A 15,280-nucleotide genomic window follows, 5' to 3' on the forward strand; every position below is an offset into this window, starting at 1 on the left:
CCGCTCACCTCGGCCGGTCGAGCGGCTGCATGAGGATCTCGGCGAGGCGGTCGCGGGTGACCCGCTCGGCCTGCGGGGTGTGCTGGGTGAGGTAGAGGGCGTTGAGCAGCTGGTCCGCGGCGATGACCGAGCCGGGGTCGCGGCTGAGGAACCGCTCGATGAGGTCCTCCCCCGCCGTGACCGCGTCGGCGCCGAGGTGGGCGGTGACCATGGCGACGAGCTGCTCCTCGCCGGGCGGCGCGAGTTCGAGCCGGATGCAGCGGCGCAGCAGGGCGGGCGGGAAGTCCCGCTCCCCGTTGGAGGTCAGGACGATGAACGGGAACGTCGTGCAGCGCACCCGGCCGCCCGCGACCGGCACCCGTGCGCCGTCGTCGGTCAGGACCTCCGCCGTGGGCTCCCGGTCGGCGACGCGTTCCAGCTCGGGGATGGTGAACTCGCCCTCTTCCAGGGCGTTGAGCAGGTCGTTGGGGAGGTCGAGATCGCTCTTGTCCAGCTCGTCGACGAGCAGCACGCGGGGGCGGGCCGAGGGCAGCAGGGCCGTGCCGAGCGGGCCGAGGCGGATGTAGGTGCCGATGGACGGTGGTCCGTGACCGGCCGCACCACCCGCCGCGCGCTCCAACTGGACGTCCTGCAGCCGCCCGATGGCGTCGTAGCGGTACAGACCGTCCCGCAGGGTCGTGCGGCTGACGATCGGCCAGCGCAGCACCCGGCCCAGCCCCAGCTCGTGGGCGACGGCGTGCGCCAGCGTCGACTTCCCCGCGCCCGGGTTTCCGGTGACGATGAGGGGGCGGCGCAGGTAGAGCGCCGCGTTGACGGCCTCCACCTCCTCCGGCCGGGGGTGGTGGTTCTCCACCAGGCGACGCCGCACGCCGAGGCGGCGGGCCGCGCTCGGATCCGTCTCGGCGGGGGCGGGCCCGCCGGGCGGTGCCGCGTCCGGGCTGCCGGCGGCCGTCTCCTCCCCGGCGTCGTCCCCGGCCGGTTCCGCGGCGTCCTCCCCGGCGGGTTCATGCGGCCGTCCGGCGGCGAAGTCGCGCCACGGCGGCGGCGGGGGCAGTCGGCGGACCCCGTCGTGCGGAAGCCCCGCACCCCGGTAGATGCGCCAGTCATTCACGGACGGCCTCCTCACGGGCTCGGTGGTCGACGGTACTCCCCGCGGCCGGGGCTGCGGAGCCCTCCGGCCGTCCGGAGAGCGTCACTTGACGCGTGCTCGACCGGTGGTTCACCAGGGCACCTCCGGGGTCGGATACGGCTCGTGGACCGGGCCGGTGCCGCCCGTGTACGGGTCGGGCGGGTCGAAGAGCAGGGCGATCGACCGTCCCCACGCCGTCTCCGGTTCGAGCCGGTCGGGGTCGCCGGTGCGGATGCGCAGGCTGCGCAGCGGGCCGTGCAGCCGCTCGGCCGTACGGACCTCGGCCACGAACTCCTCCGCCTGCCGGTGGAAATCGGCGCAATCGCTGTGCCCGGTGGCCTGTGAGCGCCAGATGACGACGGGGTGGCCGGCCGCGAGCGCGGCGTCCAGCGCCTGTGCGCCGTCGCCGTGGCCGACCCCGCCGCAGAAGACCGGGACGCTCGCCGGGTCCGCGTTGGAGAGCCGGTCGTAGGCGGCGAGCCAGCTCTCGCCGCGCGGCCCGGCGTCGTGGCCGTCCCCCGGCACGCCCGCCCGGAGCGGTACCGCCGCCAACGGCCCGTCCTGGGCGGCCGTCCAGCGCCGCTGCCACTCCTGGGTGGGCGCGACGGTCGTGCGCAGCAGGTCCCGGACGGCGACGACCCGCCGCTGCCCGAGCGGCAGGCCGTGCGGGTTGGTCCCCTCCGGTGTGCGGCGCGGCGCGAGTTCCCAGGTGTCGAAGGGCGTGTCGAACAGGTCGCGCGGCACCACGAACTCCACGGCGGCGAGCTGCCCGCCGACGTCGCACTGGTTCAGCGCCGCTGCCAGCGGGGCGCGCAGAGCGGTGCGCAGCTCGCCCCGCCGGTGGCCGGTGTCGTCGCCGTCGAAGCCCCGCACACCCCCGGCGTCCTCCCCGCCCGGCGGGTCGAAGACGAGCTTGACCTCCCACGGGTAGCGGTCGCCGTAGCCGCACGGGTGGATGACCACCCGGACGGCGGCGCGCGGCCGGGGCCGCTTGACGGTGCCCGAGCCGTCGCCGTCGAGGATCTCCTGCACCTCCTGGCGGATGTCGATGAGCGGTTCGGCGGCCGTGCGCACCCAGGCGCCCAGCTCCCGCAGCGGGCCCGTGTCGTCCTCGTGGCCGCGCGCCCGGACGAGGCTCGCGACCTCCGCCGCGTACAGCACGACGCCCATCAGCTCCCGTGCCTCGTCCCGCCCGTAGAGCAGCCCGACGCCCTCCCGCCAGGTGCGCGGCGCCGGCTCGTCCACGCTCGGCCGGTAGCGGCCCTGGAGGGTGCGCCGGCGCACGCCGTCCACCAGCGAGGCCACCTCCCCGGACGTCGCCGGCGGCGTCAACGCGGCCAGTCTGCCCAGGAGGTGGGCGCGCAGCGCCGGGTCGAAGCGCCGCATCCGGTCGCCCAGCAGCTCCAACTGGGCGTCCGTCCACGAGGAGTCGGAGCCGAGGGTGCGCTGGCGGGCCAGGTGGTGGGCGTCGTGGGCGGCGAGGACCTGCGTCAGCAACGCGTCGCCGCCGGGCAGCTCGCGCAGCGCGTGCAACGCGGTGACGGGGACGGCGAGACCCGCCGTGGGGTCGCCCTCGTCCCGCGCCTTGCACACGCCGATGACCTCGCCCCTGACCCGGTCCACCAGCGGGCCACCGGAGGTGCCCGCGACGGGGCGTTCGCCGCGCAGCAGGAGCAGCGGCCCGTCCAGCCCGCTGACCTGGCCCACCGCCGGCCGGTAGGCGCGCGTGCCGGTCGTCAGGGACCAGCCGTGCAGGGAGATGCGGCTGCCCTCGAAGGACGACCGGTCGCTGAGCCACACGCACGTGACGTCGACCGCCTCCGGAACGTGGACGAGCGCGAGGTCGGGGGCGGGCCACCCCCGCAAGACCTCGCCGGGGCGCGGCACGGGGTGGGCGAGGCGTACGGTGCCGGTCGTCCGGCCGCCCGCCCAGGTGACGCCCACGGCGTCCGTCGTGCCCCACACCTCGCCACCTCCTTCGGCCAGGACATGTGCGCAGGTCAGAACCCAGGTGGGGGCGATGAAGAAGCCCGTTCCCCAGAACGCGTCGCCAGCGTCGTCATACCCCTCTCCGGGGGCGGCGATGCGCACGGCCGCCCTGCGTACCAGCGCGTCCAGGGGGCTCACGGAGCGGACGGCGCGGAGGCGGCGGCGTCCGCCGGCCCGGACGTCCCGCCGGAGCCGTCACCCTCGCCCCGGCGCGGGCCGCGCTCCGACCACCTGAGCGTCACGTTGATCGAGGCGGTGCCCTGGGCGTTGGCCAGCAGGCTGACCAGCCGCCCCTCCTGGGCCGCCAGTTCCAGGCCGAACTCGACGGTCACCTCGTCCGGCGCGGCGGCGGCCATCCCCATGCGCACGGACCGCACGACCCCCCGCACGGTGTCCGAGAGGCCCGAAGCGAGCTCCGCGACGCGGCCGGAGAGCGCGGAGTCCCGGTAGCCGCCCGGCGGACGCAGTTCCTGCGCCTCGCTGATCCGGGCCCACACGACGGTCCCGTCATCCAGCCGCAGCTGGCTGATGCCCTCACCCACGCGTCAACACCCCGTTCACACCTAGCCGTTGAACCCCCGGTCGGAGCAGCAGGCTAGCGGCGAGACGGGGCGGACGCGAGGGGCGGCGGTCGGCTGCGGCGGGGCGGGAACCGGCGGGCCGGACGGGCGCGCGGGACGCGTGCGGGCCCGGCATATCCTGCGGGGAGACACCCGACCGGCGACGGAGAGCACGTTGTACTTCACCGACCGAGGCATCGAGGAGCTGGAGAACCGGCGCGGCGAGGAGGAGGTGACCCTCGCGTGGCTGGCCGAGCAGCTGCGGACGTTCGTCGACCTCAACCCCGACTTCGAGGTCCCCGTGGAACGCCTCGCCACGTGGCTGGCCCGTCTCGACGACGAGGACGACGAGTGACGCCGGGCCGTCTCCGGACGCGATAGGTCGCGTTCCGTCCCCGGAGGCCGCGACCGGCGCGCGGCCTGCGCCATGCGCCCCTTGACGCGGGGTGAACGCGATGTATCGTGAAAAGCGCAAACGCGATATGTTGCGTGTCGTCCAGCCCGAATGGGGAGGGCCTTCCTGTGTCCAGCCGAAGCGAGCGGTGGGTCGAGAGCCCACAACGGCTCACCCTCACCGAGCCCGTCCACCGGGCGCAGATCCGTGTCGTCGGCGGCACCGTGAACGTCGTCGGTCTGGAGCCCGCCGCCCCGCCCCGGCTGGAGGTCTCGGCTCTGGACGGCCCACCGCTGCGCGTCGTCCAGGACGGCGGCAGCCTGACCGTCGCCTACGACGACGTGCCCTGGCAGGGTTTCCTCACACTGCTCGACAAGCTGCTCGACGGCACAGGTCGGCGGCGCAGCGCCGACGTCACGCTGGCCGTGCCCGCGTCCGCCGACGTACGGGTGGCCGTCGTCGGTGCCGACGCCGTGGTGTCCCGCATCGCCGGCCGGACCGAGATCCGCGGCGTCTCCGGGGGCACGACACTCGTCGGGCTGCGCGGCCCCGCCCACGCGCACACGGTCTCCGGGAGCGTCGAGGCCCAGGGGCTGGCGGGCGACCTCACGTTCCACTCGGCCTCCGGCACCCTCACGGTCGTCGACGGCGGAGCGGGGGCCCTCAGGGCGGACACGGTCACCGGTGACCTCATCGTGGACGTGAGCGACGCGCAGGGTGGGGCGTTCCCGGAGCCCGTCGGGGAGACCGGGGCCCGCGAGCCCGGGTCCGTTCCCGGCGCCCTGTGTCTCACCAGCGTCTCCGGGGAGGTCGCGATTCGCCTCCCCCGGCGTCCCGACGCCGTCGTCGAGGCCCACACGGGCGGCGGCTCCCTCTCCTGCGGGTTCGACGACCTCCGGGTCGGCGGCCACTGGGGCGCCAAACGCATCACCGGCACCCTGGGCTCGGGACGCCGCAGCGTGAAGGCCACGACCGTCTCCGGGAGCATCGCGCTCCTGCGCAGGAGCCCCTCCCCCACCGACACCCCCTCGTTCGTGAAGGACGCCTGACATGCCCCCCGTCTTCGCCCACGGCCGGCTCCGCCTGTACCTGCTGAAGCTCCTGGAGGAGGCCCCCCGGCACGGCTACGAGGTGATCAGGCTCCTGGAGGAGCGCTTCCGCGGTCTGTACGCCCCCTCCGCCGGCACCGTCTACCCCCGGCTGGCGAAGTTGGAGGCCGAGGGGCTGGTCAGCCACACCACCGAGGGCGGGCGCAAGGTGTACCGGCTCACCCAGGACGGCCGCGCCGAGCTGGCCGGCCGTCGCGGCGAGCTGACCGACCTGGAGCGGGAGCTCCACGACTCGCTGGCGGCCCTGGCCGGGGAGATCCGGGAGGACGTCCGCGGTTCGGCGGACGACCTGCGGCGCGAGATGAGGGAGGCCGCCGAGCGCACCCGAGCCACCGACGACGGCGAACCGGACGCCTGGTGGCAGACGGCCACCCGGGAGTGGAAGGAGGAGGCCCGGCGGGCCAAGGCTGAGAGCCGCAGGGCCCGCAAGGAGAGTCGTGCCGCCCAGGAGGAGGCCCGGCAGGCACGTCACGACGCCCAGCACGCGGCGCAGGAGGAAGTCCGCCGAATCGCTCGCGAGGTGCAGGACCGCGTCTCCTCGCACACCCAGACCGGGGACTGGCAGGGGGCGGTTCGGGAGGGCATGGCGCAGTTGGCCCGGGAGATGGGCCACCTCGGGCGCTTCACCGGAGACGCCTCGCCGTGGCCGTCGGCTTCCAGCGGGCCGAAGGAGGGCGAGGCGGACGAGCGCCCGGCGGACGGAGGCCCCGCAGCGTCCCCCGCACCGGAGTGGGCGACGGAGGGGGGCGAGCCGGGGGGCGATCCGGCACGCAGTCTGGAACGTCTGCTGGACCGCTTCCGGGACGACGTACGCGACGCCGCCCGCGACCACGGCGTCACCGAGGAGCAGCTCCGGGAGGCACGCCGTCATCTGTCCACCGCCGCCGCCCACATCGGGGTCATACTCCGGACCCCCCGCTGAGCCGAAGGACTCGGTGCGGGGCGGGCCGTCGGATCAGACCAGGGCCTTCTCGAAGAAGTGGTCCGCGTAGGGCCCGTCGTGGTAGGCCGGGATCTCCCGGTAGCCGCGCGCCGCGTACAGGGCCCGGGCCTCGACGAGGTCGGCGCGCGTGTCCAGGCGCAGGAGCACCGCGCCCAGTTCCCGCGCGGCCTCTTCCGCGGCGGCGAGCAGCAGGGCGCCGCCTCCGGTGCCCCGCCGCTCCGGCCGTACGAAGACGCGCGTCAGTTCCCCGGTACCGGGCTCCAGCAGCCGCACGCCCGCACAGCCGGCGACGTCCCCGGCGTACCGCCCGAGCAGGAAGCGTCCGTGGGGCGGCGCCAACCCGTCGCTGGGCTCCTCCTCCATCGCCGTGCGGATCTCGTCCGCCGTCGCGGGCCGGTCGTGGTACCGGCCCACGATGTCGGTGTAGTAGGCGAGCAGTGCTGCGCGGGCCTCGGCGCCGTCCACGGGCGCCGGGGCCACCGTCCAGAGCTCGGTGCCGCTCAAACCGTGAGCACGATCTTGCCGAAGAGATCGCCGGAGGCCATCTTCTCGAAGCCCTCACGCGCGCGGTCCAGCGGCAGCGTGGAGTCGATGACGGGACGCAGGCCCTTGGCGGCACAGAAGTCCAGCAGCCCCGCCAGCTCCTCCTTGGTGCCCATGGTCGAGCCCATGACCTTCAGCTCCAGGAAGAAGATGCGGTTCAGCTCGGCGGCCTTCGGGTGGTAGCCGCTGGTCGCCCCGGAGATGACCAGCGCGCCACCGGCCTTGAGGGACTTCACCGAGTGCGACCACGTCGCGGCACCGACGGTCTCCATCACGGCGTCCACCCGCTGCGGCAGGCGCGCCCCCGGCTCGAACACGGCCTCGGCGCCCAGCTCCAGCGCCTTCGCGCGCTTGGCCTCGTCCCGGCTGGTGGCGAAGACGCGCAGCCCCGCCGCCGCGCCCAGCGCGATGGCCGCGGTCGCCACACCGCCCCCGGCCCCCTGGACGAGGACGCTGTCCCCCGGCCGGACACCGGCCTTGGTGAACAGCATCCGGTAGGCCGTCAGCCACGCCGTCGGCAGGCACGCGGCCTCCTCGAAGGAGAGCTGTGCGGGCTTGGGCAGGACGTTCCACTGCGGCACGGCCACCCGCTCGGCGAACGTGCCCTGGTACTTCTCGGTGAGGATGGTGCGCGGTTCACGCGGGCCGACCCCGTGTCCCGTCAGCCCGATCACCGGGTAGACGACCACCTCGTTGCCGTCCGCGTCGATCCCGGCGGCGTCGCAGCCGAGAATCATCGGAAGCGCCTCCTCGCCCAGGCCGACGCCGCGCAGCGACCACAGGTCGTGGTGGTTGAGCGAGGCGGCCTTGACGTCGACGGTCGTCCAGCCGGGCGGCACGTCGGGCTCGGGGCGTTCCCCCAGCTCCAGGCCGGTCAGCGGCTGTTCCGGGTCCATGCGGGCGGCATACGCGGCAAACATGATCCTCAAGCTACGCGGCCAGGCGCCCGGGCGGAATGGGGTACCGCTGTGACACGCGCCGCGCACGGGTGACGGCGGTACGGACCCGGTCGGGTCCGTACCGCCCTCGGTGCGCCGTGGAGCTACAGGACCTTCGAGAGGAAGGCCTGCGTGCGCTCGTGCTGCGGGTTGGTGAGGACGTCCCGCGGGTTGCCGGACTCGACGACGACGCCGTCGTCCATGAACACGATGGAGTCCCCGACCTCTCGGGCGAAGCCCATCTCATGGGTCACGACGATCATCGTCATGCCGTCCTCGGCGAGGCCGCGCATGACGTCCAGCACCTCGCCGACCAGCTCAGGGTCGAGCGCCGAGGTGGGCTCGTCGAAGAGCATCAGCTTGGGCTCCATGGCCAGCGCCCGCGCGATGGCGACGCGCTGCTGCTGGCCGCCGGAGAGCTGGGCCGGGTAGTTCCGCATCCGGTCGGCGAGGCCCACCCGTTCCAGCAGCCGCTCCGCCCGTTCCCGGGCCACGGCCTTGGACTCGCCCTTGACCTGGACGGGCGCCTCCATGACGTTCTGCAGCGCCGTCATGTGCGGGAAGAGGTTGAAGCGCTGGAACACCATGCCGATGTCCTTGCGCTGCTCGGCGACCTCGCGTTCGCGCAGCTCGTAGAGCCGGTCGCCCTTCTGCCGGTAGCCGACGAGCCGTCCGTCGACGTACAGCCGGCCGGCGTTGATCTTCTCCAGGTGGTTGATGCACCGCAGGAAGGTCGACTTGCCCGAGCCGGACGGGCCGACGAGGCAGAACACCTCCTGGGCCGCCACCTCCAGGTCGATGCCTTTGAGCACCTCGGTGTGACCGAAGGACTTGTGGACCTGCTCGGCCTTCACCATGGGCAGGACCGGCTCCACGGTGTCCTCCTCGGTGCCGCTCGTCCCGGTCCCGGTGGTGCCGGTTGCTGCTGTCTCGCTCATACGGTGGTGCCTCCCACCTTGCTCGGCGTGCGGAAGGCGGTCAGCTGGCCCCGGATGCGCTGCAACGGGGTGGGCGGCAGGGAGCGGTTGGCGCCCTTGGAGTAGTGCCGCTCCAGGTAGTACTGGCCGACGTTGAAGATGGTCGTCAGGCCCAGGTACCAGACGGAGACGACGAGGTACATCTCCATGACGCTGTAGTCCGTGGTTCCCACGTTCTTGGCGACGTAGAACAGTTCCCCGTAGCCGATGGCGAACGCCAGCGACGAGGTCTTGAGCATGTTGATGTACTCGTTGCCCGTCGGCGGGATGATGACGCGCATCGCCTGGGGCAGCACGATGCGGCGCATCGTCTTGGAGCCGCTCATGCCGAGGGCGTGTGCGGCCTCCGTCTGACCGTGGTCGACGGACTGGATTCCCGCACGGCTGATCTCCGCCATGTAGGCGGCCTCGTTGAGCCCGAGGGCGAGCAGGGCGGCGACGAACGGCGTCATGACGTCGTTCATCTCGTTCCGGTAGATCGGTCCGAGGTCGACGTAGGTGAAGACCGCCGACAGGTTGAACCAGAGCAGCAGCTGGACGATCACCGGGGTGCCGCGGAAGAACCAGATGTAGGCGTAGGAGACCGCGGACAGCACCGGGTTGGAGGACAGCCGCATGACGGCCAGCAGCGTTCCCAGCACCACGCCGATGAGCATGGCGTAGACGCTGATCTTCAGGGTCTCCCACGCGGGCCAGAAGAACGTGCCGTCCGTCAGACGTTCGCCGACGACGGCCCAGGCGATGTCGCCGTTGACGAAGGCGAGGCCGATCGCGGCCAGGGCCGCGAGGACGAGGGCGGCGCCGATCCACCGGCCCCAGTGGCGCACGGGGATGGCCTTGATGGCGGCCGGGGGGAGGTCGGCGGTGGCCGTCTCCTCCGTCCGGAGCGTGTCGGTCTTGGTCAGCCGGGTCTCGCCGACCTGTGCGTCGCGCCCGGCGGCCGCGGAGGCCCGGTCGGCCTCCTGCGGCTCGCCCGGCGTGTCAGGTGCTTCGTTCACGGGAGTGTTGCCTCAATCAGGTGCAGGGGATGGCCCGGGGCGGTGCGGTCCGCCCTCACTTGCCCGCGTTGACGGTGGCCTTCTCCAGCGCGCCTTCCTCGGCGCCCCACTCCTTCAGCACCTCGGCGTACTCGCCGTTGTCCATGATCGCCTGGAGGGCCTTCTGTACGGCGTCGCGCAGTTCGGTGTTCTGCTTGTTGACGGCGATGCCGTAGGGGGCCGCGTCGATCTGCTCGCCGACGACCTCGAAGCGGTCGCCGCCACCGGCGGTCTTCTCGGTGTAGATGGCCACCGGGTAGTCGGTGATAACGGCCTGGACGCGGCCGTTCTGGAGCTGGGTGACGGAGTCGGTGTCCTTGTCGGCGATGAACGGCTCGATCTTGTCGTCACCGCACTTCTCGATCTGGGCCTCCAGCAGCGCTTCGTTGGCGGTGCCGCGCTGGGCGGCGACCCCGAGGCCGCAGAGGTCGTCGAGGGCCTCGATCTTCTCCGGGTTGCCCTTCTCGACGAGGAGCGCCGAGCCGGCCTGGAAGTAGTCGACGAAGTCGACCCCGCCCTCGGCGTCCTCGGCCGCGCCGTCCTGGCGCTCCTTGGTGTCGGTCATCGCCGACATGACGATGTCGTAGCGCTTGGAGTCGTTCAGACCGATGATCAGCTGGTCGAAGGCGGCGTCCTGGAACTTCAGCTCGACGCCGAGCTGCTTGCTCATCGCCTCGGCGAGATCGGGGTCGATGCCCTTGATCTCCTCGCCCTCGATGAACTCGATGGGCGGGTAGGCGATGTCGGAGCCGACGTTGATGACGCCGGCGTCCTGGATGTCCTTGGGCAGCTGGTCGAAGAGCGGGGCCTCGGAGGAGGTGGTCTCCTTCTTGCCCTCGTCGCCGCTGTCGGCGTCGTCCGTCTGGTCGCCGCAACCGGTCAGTATCAGGGCCCCCGTGACCGCGATGGCTCCGGCCGCGGCGAGACGACGGCGCGCGGACGGACGGCGGGTGATGCGTGCGGTCATGGTGAGGTCCTCCTGCGAGGGGTGAGGGGGCGTTCGGCAGGCAGCGGCTCACGCCTTCGTGGCACGCGACCCTGCGTAATGGGAGGAATCTTGCCATCCGGACACGCCCTGCAAGAGGGAAGCGATATCAAAATCGGATAACGGAGATCGGTGACCGAACACTGTTTGGTCGGTTTGAGCACTCCGGAGGACCCCTACCGACCGGATTGAGAGCTTCCTCACGCAACCGCGACCAGGTTGCGTGGAAAGTCCCCTTCACCTCCCGTGCTCCGCCCGATTGATCCGCATTCGCCGGATAAGTCCTCGATGATCGATCACCTTCCGTGGTCGCGACCCCCCGGGAACGAGAAACACGACTCGTGGCGCTCATCGTCATCCGGTACAAAGGGCTGCTACACCCCTCACCCGGGGACCAGGGCGCGTGTGCGGCGCGCCCGGCGTCCACAACCTCCCCCCTGAACGGTGGCGACCGCCCGACGGGAACGTGGACGCGGTTCCGCCCGCTCCTCAACCAGGCAGCGGTACCCTCGGCAATGAATTGGAATAAGGGGTCAAAGTGGCAGCGGAGATCGTGAATCCGCAGGAAGAGCTGGCCGAAGACGCGATCGACCCGGCCTTCGCACTGCACCGCGGCGGCAAGATGGCGGTGCAGGCGACGGTGCCCGTGCGGGACACGGCCGACCTGTCGCTGGCGTACACGCCCGGCGTCGCCAAGGTCTGCACGGCCATCGCGGAGCAGCCGGAGCTCGTGGACGACTACACCTGGAAGTCGCAGGTGGTCGCCGTCGTGACGGACGGCAGCGCCGTCCTCGGACTCGGCGACATCGGCCCTGAGGCGTCCCTGCCCGTCATGGAGGGCAAGGCCATCCTGTTCAAGCAGTTCGGCGGCGTGGACGCGGTGCCGATCGCGCTGGACACCAAGGACGCGGACGAGATCGTGGAGACGGTCGTCCGCCTGGCCCCCTCCTTCGGCGGCGTCAACCTGGAGGACATCTCCGCCCCGCGCTGCTTCGAGATCGAGGAGCGGCTCAAGGAGCGGCTGAACATCCCCGTCTTCCACGACGACCAGCACGGCACGGCCATCGTGACCCTGGCCGCCCTGCGCAACGCGGCCCGGCTCACCGGCCGCGCGCTGGGAGACCTGCGGGCCGTGATCTCGGGCGCGGGAGCGGCCGGCGTGGCCATCGCCAAGATCCTCGTCGAGGCGGGCATCGGCGACGTCACCGTCTGCGACCGCAAGGGCATCGTCTCGGCGACCCGCGACGACCTCAACGACGTCAAGCGGGAGCTGGCCGGCTTCACCAACAAGGCCGGGCGCTCCGGGTCGCTGGAGGACGCCATGGCGGGCGCGGACGTCTTCATCGGCGTCAGCGGCGGCACGGTCCCCGAGCCCGCCGTCGCGACCATGGCCGAGGGCGCGTTCGTCTTCGCCATGGCCAACCCCAACCCGGAGATCCACCCGGACGTCGCGCGCAAGTACGCGGCCGTCGTGGCCACCGGGCGCAGCGACTACCCGAACCAGATCAACAACGTGCTCGCCTTCCCCGGCGTCTTCGCCGGTGCGCTCCAGGTGCGGGCGACGAGCATCACCGAAGGCATGAAGCTGGCCGCGGCCGAGGCCCTGGCGGCCGTCGTGGCGGACGAGCTGAGTGCCGAGAAGGTCATCCCCTCGCCGTTCGACGAGCGGGTGGGCCCGGCGGTCACCGCCGCCGTGGCCGCCGCCGCCCGCGCCGAGGGCGTCGCCCGGCGGTAGGGCCGGGCCCGGGACGACGAGGGGCGGTGCGGGTTCCCACCCGCACCGCCCCTCATCCGTTCCCCGGCGCGGAGTGCGCCTCTCCGCCCGGGGAGGCTCGCCTCACCTCAGCCCGAGGACCATGGCGTCGCTCGGCGACGCCCACACCGTCCTGGCCTCGGCGAAGCCGCCGTCGAGGAGGGCACGTGCGTGCCACGCCGGGGACTGCAACTGCCCGTCCGCGTGGTCGTCCGCCGGGGCCCCGAAGATCCGGTCGCGCTCGGCGACGGCGGCGGCGAGCGCGGGGTCCGCGGCGGCGGCCCGCCACCACTCGGTCCAGTCCTGCGCTCCGGCCTCCTTCTCACGGGCCCGGCGAGCCTTGTCGTAGGCATGGGCGGCGGCGTTGATCCGGGGCGTGCGCTCGTCGGGCATGTGGTCGGCGTTGAGGAAGACGCCCCCGTCGCGGACGAGCCCGGCGATCCGGCCGTAGAGCGTGGCGAGTTCCTCCGTGCGCAGCCAGTGGAGCGCCGTGGCCGTCAGGACGGCGTCGAACCGCTGGTGGGGCAGGCGCGCCGGCCAGTCGGGGTCGCGCAGGTCCGCGCTGACGAAGCGCACCCGGCTCTCGTCGGCGAAGTGGCCCCGCGCGATGGTCAGCAGGGCGGGATCCAGGTCCACGCCGACGCTTCGGGCGTTCGGGAACCGCGTGAGCAGCCGATCGGAGATACTGCCCGTACCGCAGGCCAGGTCGAGCACGAGCGGCTCGGGCCCGACGAGCGCCTCCACGGTGTCGAGCATCGTCCGGAAGCGCTCCTCGCGGTCGGGGAGGTACCACTGCTGCTGCCGGTCCCAGGAGTGCTGCCAGGTCTGCCAGTCGGTGTGTGCGGCGGTGTCCGTCATCGCTTCCCCTCCACGGGTAATAGGCTGGATTGGGGGCCAGCCATTACTTCCCCGTCCGCAACGATAGACCTCGGCCGTAAGGACCACAAGTGGAACTGACCTATTACGCGGACTTCGCCGTGCGACTCGTCAACACCGAGCAGCCGCTCCGCGGCGAGGACACGCTCACCTCGGTCGAGGCGGTGCGGGAGCTGTTCGGGCCCAACCGGCAGACGGCCCGGCGCACCGCCGACGCCGACGTCACCCGCCTGCGCACCGTGCGGACGCGGCTGCGCGCCGTCTTCACCGCCGCCGCGGAGGACGACGAGGTCCGCGCGGTGAACCTGCTGAACGCGCTGCTCATGGAGTACCCCTGCAGCCCCCAGGTCGCCGGCCACGAGTACCGCGACGACGAGGGCAACCCCAAATGGCACATGCACCTCGCGGAGAACGCCGCCAGCGCGGGCGCCGGTTACACCGCCATGGCCGCCATCGGCCTCGCCTTCAGCCTCACCGACCTCGGCGTCGACCGCCTCGGCGTCTGCCAGGCCGACCCCTGCCGCAACGCCTACCTGGACACCTCCACCAACCGCTCCCGGCGCTACTGCTCCGACCGCTGCGCCACCCGGGCCAACGTCGCCGCCTACCGGGCCCGCAAGCGTCTGGAGAGCGGACGCACGGCCGACAGGGCCCAGCCGGTCACCGAGGCCACGGAGCGCTGAACCTCCCGCGGCGGCCGCAGCCGCACGAAGGCCCGGGCCACGACGAGTTCGTCGGGCACCGCCCCGAACTCGCGACTGTCGTTGCGCACGTAGGGATTGTCACCCCGTACCCACCAGCCGCCCTCCCGGCGGCCCACGATCCGCTTGACGACGAGCAGGTCGTGCTGGAACGGATGCCGCAGCACGACGACGTGCCCCGGCCGCACCGGGACGCCGTACCGCAGCACCAGCCGGTCCCCCGGCAGCAGGGTCGGCACCATCGACGGGTTGAACACCTCCGCCAGCCCGATCCGTCCCAGCACCAGCCGTCCTCCGTCCGGTCCATCCTCCGAAGGCCGCACGCCGCCCCTCGGACTTTCGCCCTAATCCAGCGGGCCCCCGCGCGAAAAGCCTTCCCTCAGGGAGTAATCTCGCACGTGAGAAGACGATCACGAGGAGGCCCAGCTCTTATGCTTTCCCGCCTGTTCGCGCCGAAGGTGGAGGTCAGCGCCCACTGCGACCTTCCTTGCGGTGTCTACGACCCGGCCCAGGCCCGCATCGAGGCCGAGTCGGTGAAGGCCGTCCAGGAGAAGTACCAGGCCAACGAGGACCCGCACTTCCGCGCCCGCGCCACCGACATCAAGGAACAGCGCGCGGAGCTCGCCAAGCACCACATCTCGGTGCTGTGGAGCGACTACTTCAAGCCGCCGCACTTCGAGAAGTACCCGGAGCTGCACCAGCTGGTGAACGACACCCTCAAGGCCCTCTCGGCCGCCAAGGGGTCGACCGACCCGGCCACCGGCCAGAAGGCCCTGGACTACATCGCCCAGATCGACAAGATCTTCTGGGAGACCAAGAAGGCCTGAGCCCGTCTCATGCCCTGTGGCCTGCGATGTCCCTGATCGCTTGGTCAACGTGTCCGCACCCGGTCCGTAGGCCGCCGAGAACGGCGTCCACGACGGACCGGGTGCGGTGTTTCTCCGGCCGGGCCCGGCAGATCCCGCACGCCCGAGCACGGACCCGCGAGCACCGACAGCGGCGTCGGACGCGAGACGGTCGGGTGAACAGCGGGGCCGGCTCCGCGAGGACGTCTCGACCCCGTTCTCTCGCATAGGCCAGGTCGCCGCTCCCGAAGCGGGCTTCGCCGTGGTCCGGTCCGAGGGCGGCGACCGCCGCGCCGACAGCTTCCTCGGAGTGGCTCTCGACTTCCAGGAAGGTCGGAAGGTCCGGCCGGGCGTCGAAGTCGTGGACGACGCCGTCGAGCCGCGCGGGACGACGCCGTCGAGCCGCGCACTCTCCGCGGTAGTTCTGCTGGTACGTGTGGCCGTGCCGCGCTGGTCGCGCAGCCGCGGCCGCTGCTCCCCCCGCACGGCGTCACTCTCGAA

16 protein-coding genes are annotated in these 15,280 nt (G+C 72.4%); 6 read left to right on the top strand and 10 right to left on the bottom strand.

The features are described 5' to 3' along the window. Nucleotides 1-4 precede the first annotated feature (4 nt). The 3 genes from IF129_RS19315 to IF129_RS19325 form a co-directional block, all read right to left on the bottom strand. Complete coding sequence (locus IF129_RS19315) at nucleotides 5-1,111, bottom strand: AAA family ATPase (protein WP_191210991.1); 1,107 nt, start codon at nucleotides 1,109-1,111, stop codon at nucleotides 5-7. Nucleotides 1,112-1,219: 108 nt separating this feature from the next. Beyond that, nucleotides 1,220-3,256, bottom strand: a complete 2,037-nt coding sequence (locus IF129_RS19320; RefSeq protein WP_191210992.1) for a VMAP-C domain-containing protein — start codon at nucleotides 3,254-3,256, stop codon at nucleotides 1,220-1,222. Beyond that, the gene (locus IF129_RS19325) at nucleotides 3,253-3,660 is read right to left on the bottom strand and encodes a CU044_2847 family protein (RefSeq protein ID WP_191210993.1); all 408 of its coding nucleotides are present in this window, start codon (nucleotides 3,658-3,660) and stop codon (nucleotides 3,253-3,255) included. Before IF129_RS19325 ends, IF129_RS19320 begins: the two co-directional genes overlap by 4 nt. A gap of 193 nt (nucleotides 3,661-3,853) precedes the next feature. On the opposite strand from IF129_RS19325, the gene IF129_RS19330 reads away from it, so the two are divergent. The 3 genes from IF129_RS19330 (at nucleotide 3,854) to IF129_RS19340 (ending at nucleotide 6,103) form a co-directional block, all read left to right on the top strand. After that, the gene (locus tag IF129_RS19330; RefSeq protein ID WP_191210994.1) at nucleotides 3,854-4,033 is read left to right on the top strand and encodes a DUF6104 family protein; all 180 of its coding nucleotides are present in this window, start codon (nucleotides 3,854-3,856) and stop codon (nucleotides 4,031-4,033) included. Between the two features lie 167 nt (nucleotides 4,034-4,200). Beyond that, entirely contained in the window at nucleotides 4,201-5,121 is a 921-nt protein-coding gene (locus IF129_RS19335) for a DUF4097 family beta strand repeat-containing protein (protein ID WP_191210995.1), read from the top strand. Nucleotide 5,122: 1 nt separating this feature from the next. Next, on the top strand, nucleotides 5,123-6,103 hold the full coding sequence (locus tag IF129_RS19340; protein WP_191210996.1) for a PadR family transcriptional regulator: 981 nt from the start codon (nucleotides 5,123-5,125) through the stop codon (nucleotides 6,101-6,103). Nucleotides 6,104-6,136: 33 nt separating this feature from the next. On the opposite strand, the gene IF129_RS19345 is transcribed toward IF129_RS19340, so the two are convergent. The 5 genes from IF129_RS19345 to IF129_RS19365 all read right to left on the bottom strand — a co-directional run bounded on the left by IF129_RS19345 (nucleotide 6,137) and on the right by IF129_RS19365 (nucleotide 10,586). Further along, a complete protein-coding gene (locus tag IF129_RS19345; RefSeq protein ID WP_224755244.1) occupies nucleotides 6,137-6,628 on the bottom strand; it encodes a GNAT family N-acetyltransferase in 492 nt (163 codons plus the stop codon). Further along, nucleotides 6,625-7,587, bottom strand: a complete 963-nt coding sequence (locus IF129_RS19350; RefSeq protein WP_191210997.1) for a zinc-binding dehydrogenase — start codon at nucleotides 7,585-7,587, stop codon at nucleotides 6,625-6,627. The genes IF129_RS19345 and IF129_RS19350 overlap by 4 nt, the downstream gene beginning before the upstream one ends. A gap of 122 nt (nucleotides 7,588-7,709) precedes the next feature. After that, a complete protein-coding gene (locus IF129_RS19355) occupies nucleotides 7,710-8,462 on the bottom strand; it encodes an amino acid ABC transporter ATP-binding protein (protein ID WP_191211088.1) in 753 nt (250 codons plus the stop codon). A gap of 77 nt (nucleotides 8,463-8,539) precedes the next feature. Then, entirely contained in the window at nucleotides 8,540-9,487 is a 948-nt protein-coding gene (locus IF129_RS19360) for an amino acid ABC transporter permease (RefSeq protein ID WP_191211089.1), read from the bottom strand. A 148-nt stretch (nucleotides 9,488-9,635) separates the two neighbouring features. Continuing rightward, nucleotides 9,636-10,586 carry an ABC transporter substrate-binding protein gene (locus tag IF129_RS19365; RefSeq protein WP_191210998.1) on the bottom strand — a complete coding sequence of 317 codons (951 nt, stop codon included), beginning with the start codon at nucleotides 10,584-10,586 and terminating at the stop codon, nucleotides 9,636-9,638. 556 nt (nucleotides 10,587-11,142) lie between these two features. On the opposite strand from IF129_RS19365, the gene IF129_RS19370 reads away from it, so the two are divergent. Beyond that, nucleotides 11,143-12,339, top strand: coding sequence for an NAD(P)-dependent malic enzyme (locus tag IF129_RS19370; RefSeq protein ID WP_318153835.1), 1,197 nt, complete (start codon nucleotides 11,143-11,145; stop codon nucleotides 12,337-12,339). Nucleotides 12,340-12,441: 102 nt separating this feature from the next. Here the strand turns inward: IF129_RS19370 and IF129_RS19375 are convergent, their stop codons facing one another. Beyond that, nucleotides 12,442-13,215: a class I SAM-dependent methyltransferase gene (locus IF129_RS19375; protein WP_191210999.1), complete on the bottom strand. Its 774-nt coding sequence runs from the start codon at nucleotides 13,213-13,215 to the stop codon at nucleotides 12,442-12,444. A gap of 89 nt (nucleotides 13,216-13,304) precedes the next feature. Between IF129_RS19375 and IF129_RS19380 the strand changes: the two genes are divergently transcribed. Continuing rightward, complete coding sequence (locus IF129_RS19380; RefSeq protein WP_191211000.1) at nucleotides 13,305-13,916, top strand: CGNR zinc finger domain-containing protein; 612 nt, start codon at nucleotides 13,305-13,307, stop codon at nucleotides 13,914-13,916. On the opposite strand, the gene sodX is transcribed toward IF129_RS19380, so the two are convergent. Further along, a complete protein-coding gene (gene sodX / locus IF129_RS19385) occupies nucleotides 13,838-14,176 on the bottom strand; it encodes a nickel-type superoxide dismutase maturation protease (protein WP_191211091.1) in 339 nt (112 codons plus the stop codon). The genes IF129_RS19380 and sodX overlap by 79 nt on opposite strands. A 189-nt stretch (nucleotides 14,177-14,365) precedes the next feature. Between sodX and sodN the strand changes: the two genes are divergently transcribed. After that, a complete protein-coding gene (sodN, locus tag IF129_RS19390; RefSeq protein WP_191211001.1) occupies nucleotides 14,366-14,761 on the top strand; it encodes a superoxide dismutase, Ni in 396 nt (131 codons plus the stop codon). Nucleotides 14,762-15,280: the final 519 nt, after the last annotated feature.

Source organism: Streptomyces chumphonensis (assembly GCF_014779715.1).
Taxonomy (GTDB): domain Bacteria; phylum Actinomycetota; class Actinomycetes; order Streptomycetales; family Streptomycetaceae; genus Streptomyces; species Streptomyces chumphonensis.

Bases quoted from the DNA above. Each gene is read 5' to 3' on its own strand.
- IF129_RS19365 (WP_191210998.1), bottom strand. From the start codon at position 10,586: ATGACCGCACGCATCACCCGCCGTCCGTCCGCGCGCCGTCGTCTCGCC.
- IF129_RS19340 (WP_191210996.1), top strand. From the start codon at position 5,123: ATGCCCCCCGTCTTCGCCCACGGCCGGCTCCGCCTGTACCTGCTGAAG.
- IF129_RS19375 (WP_191210999.1), bottom strand. From the start codon at position 13,215: ATGACGGACACCGCCGCACACACCGACTGGCAGACCTGGCAGCACTCC.
- sodX (WP_191211091.1), bottom strand. From the start codon at position 14,176: ATGGTGCCGACCCTGCTGCCGGGGGACCGGCTGGTGCTGCGGTACGGC.
- sodN (WP_191211001.1), top strand. From the start codon at position 14,366: ATGCTTTCCCGCCTGTTCGCGCCGAAGGTGGAGGTCAGCGCCCACTGC.
- IF129_RS19350 (WP_191210997.1), bottom strand. From the start codon at position 7,587: ATGTTTGCCGCGTATGCCGCCCGCATGGACCCGGAACAGCCGCTGACC.
- IF129_RS19355 (WP_191211088.1), bottom strand. From the start codon at position 8,462: ATGGTGAAGGCCGAGCAGGTCCACAAGTCCTTCGGTCACACCGAGGTG.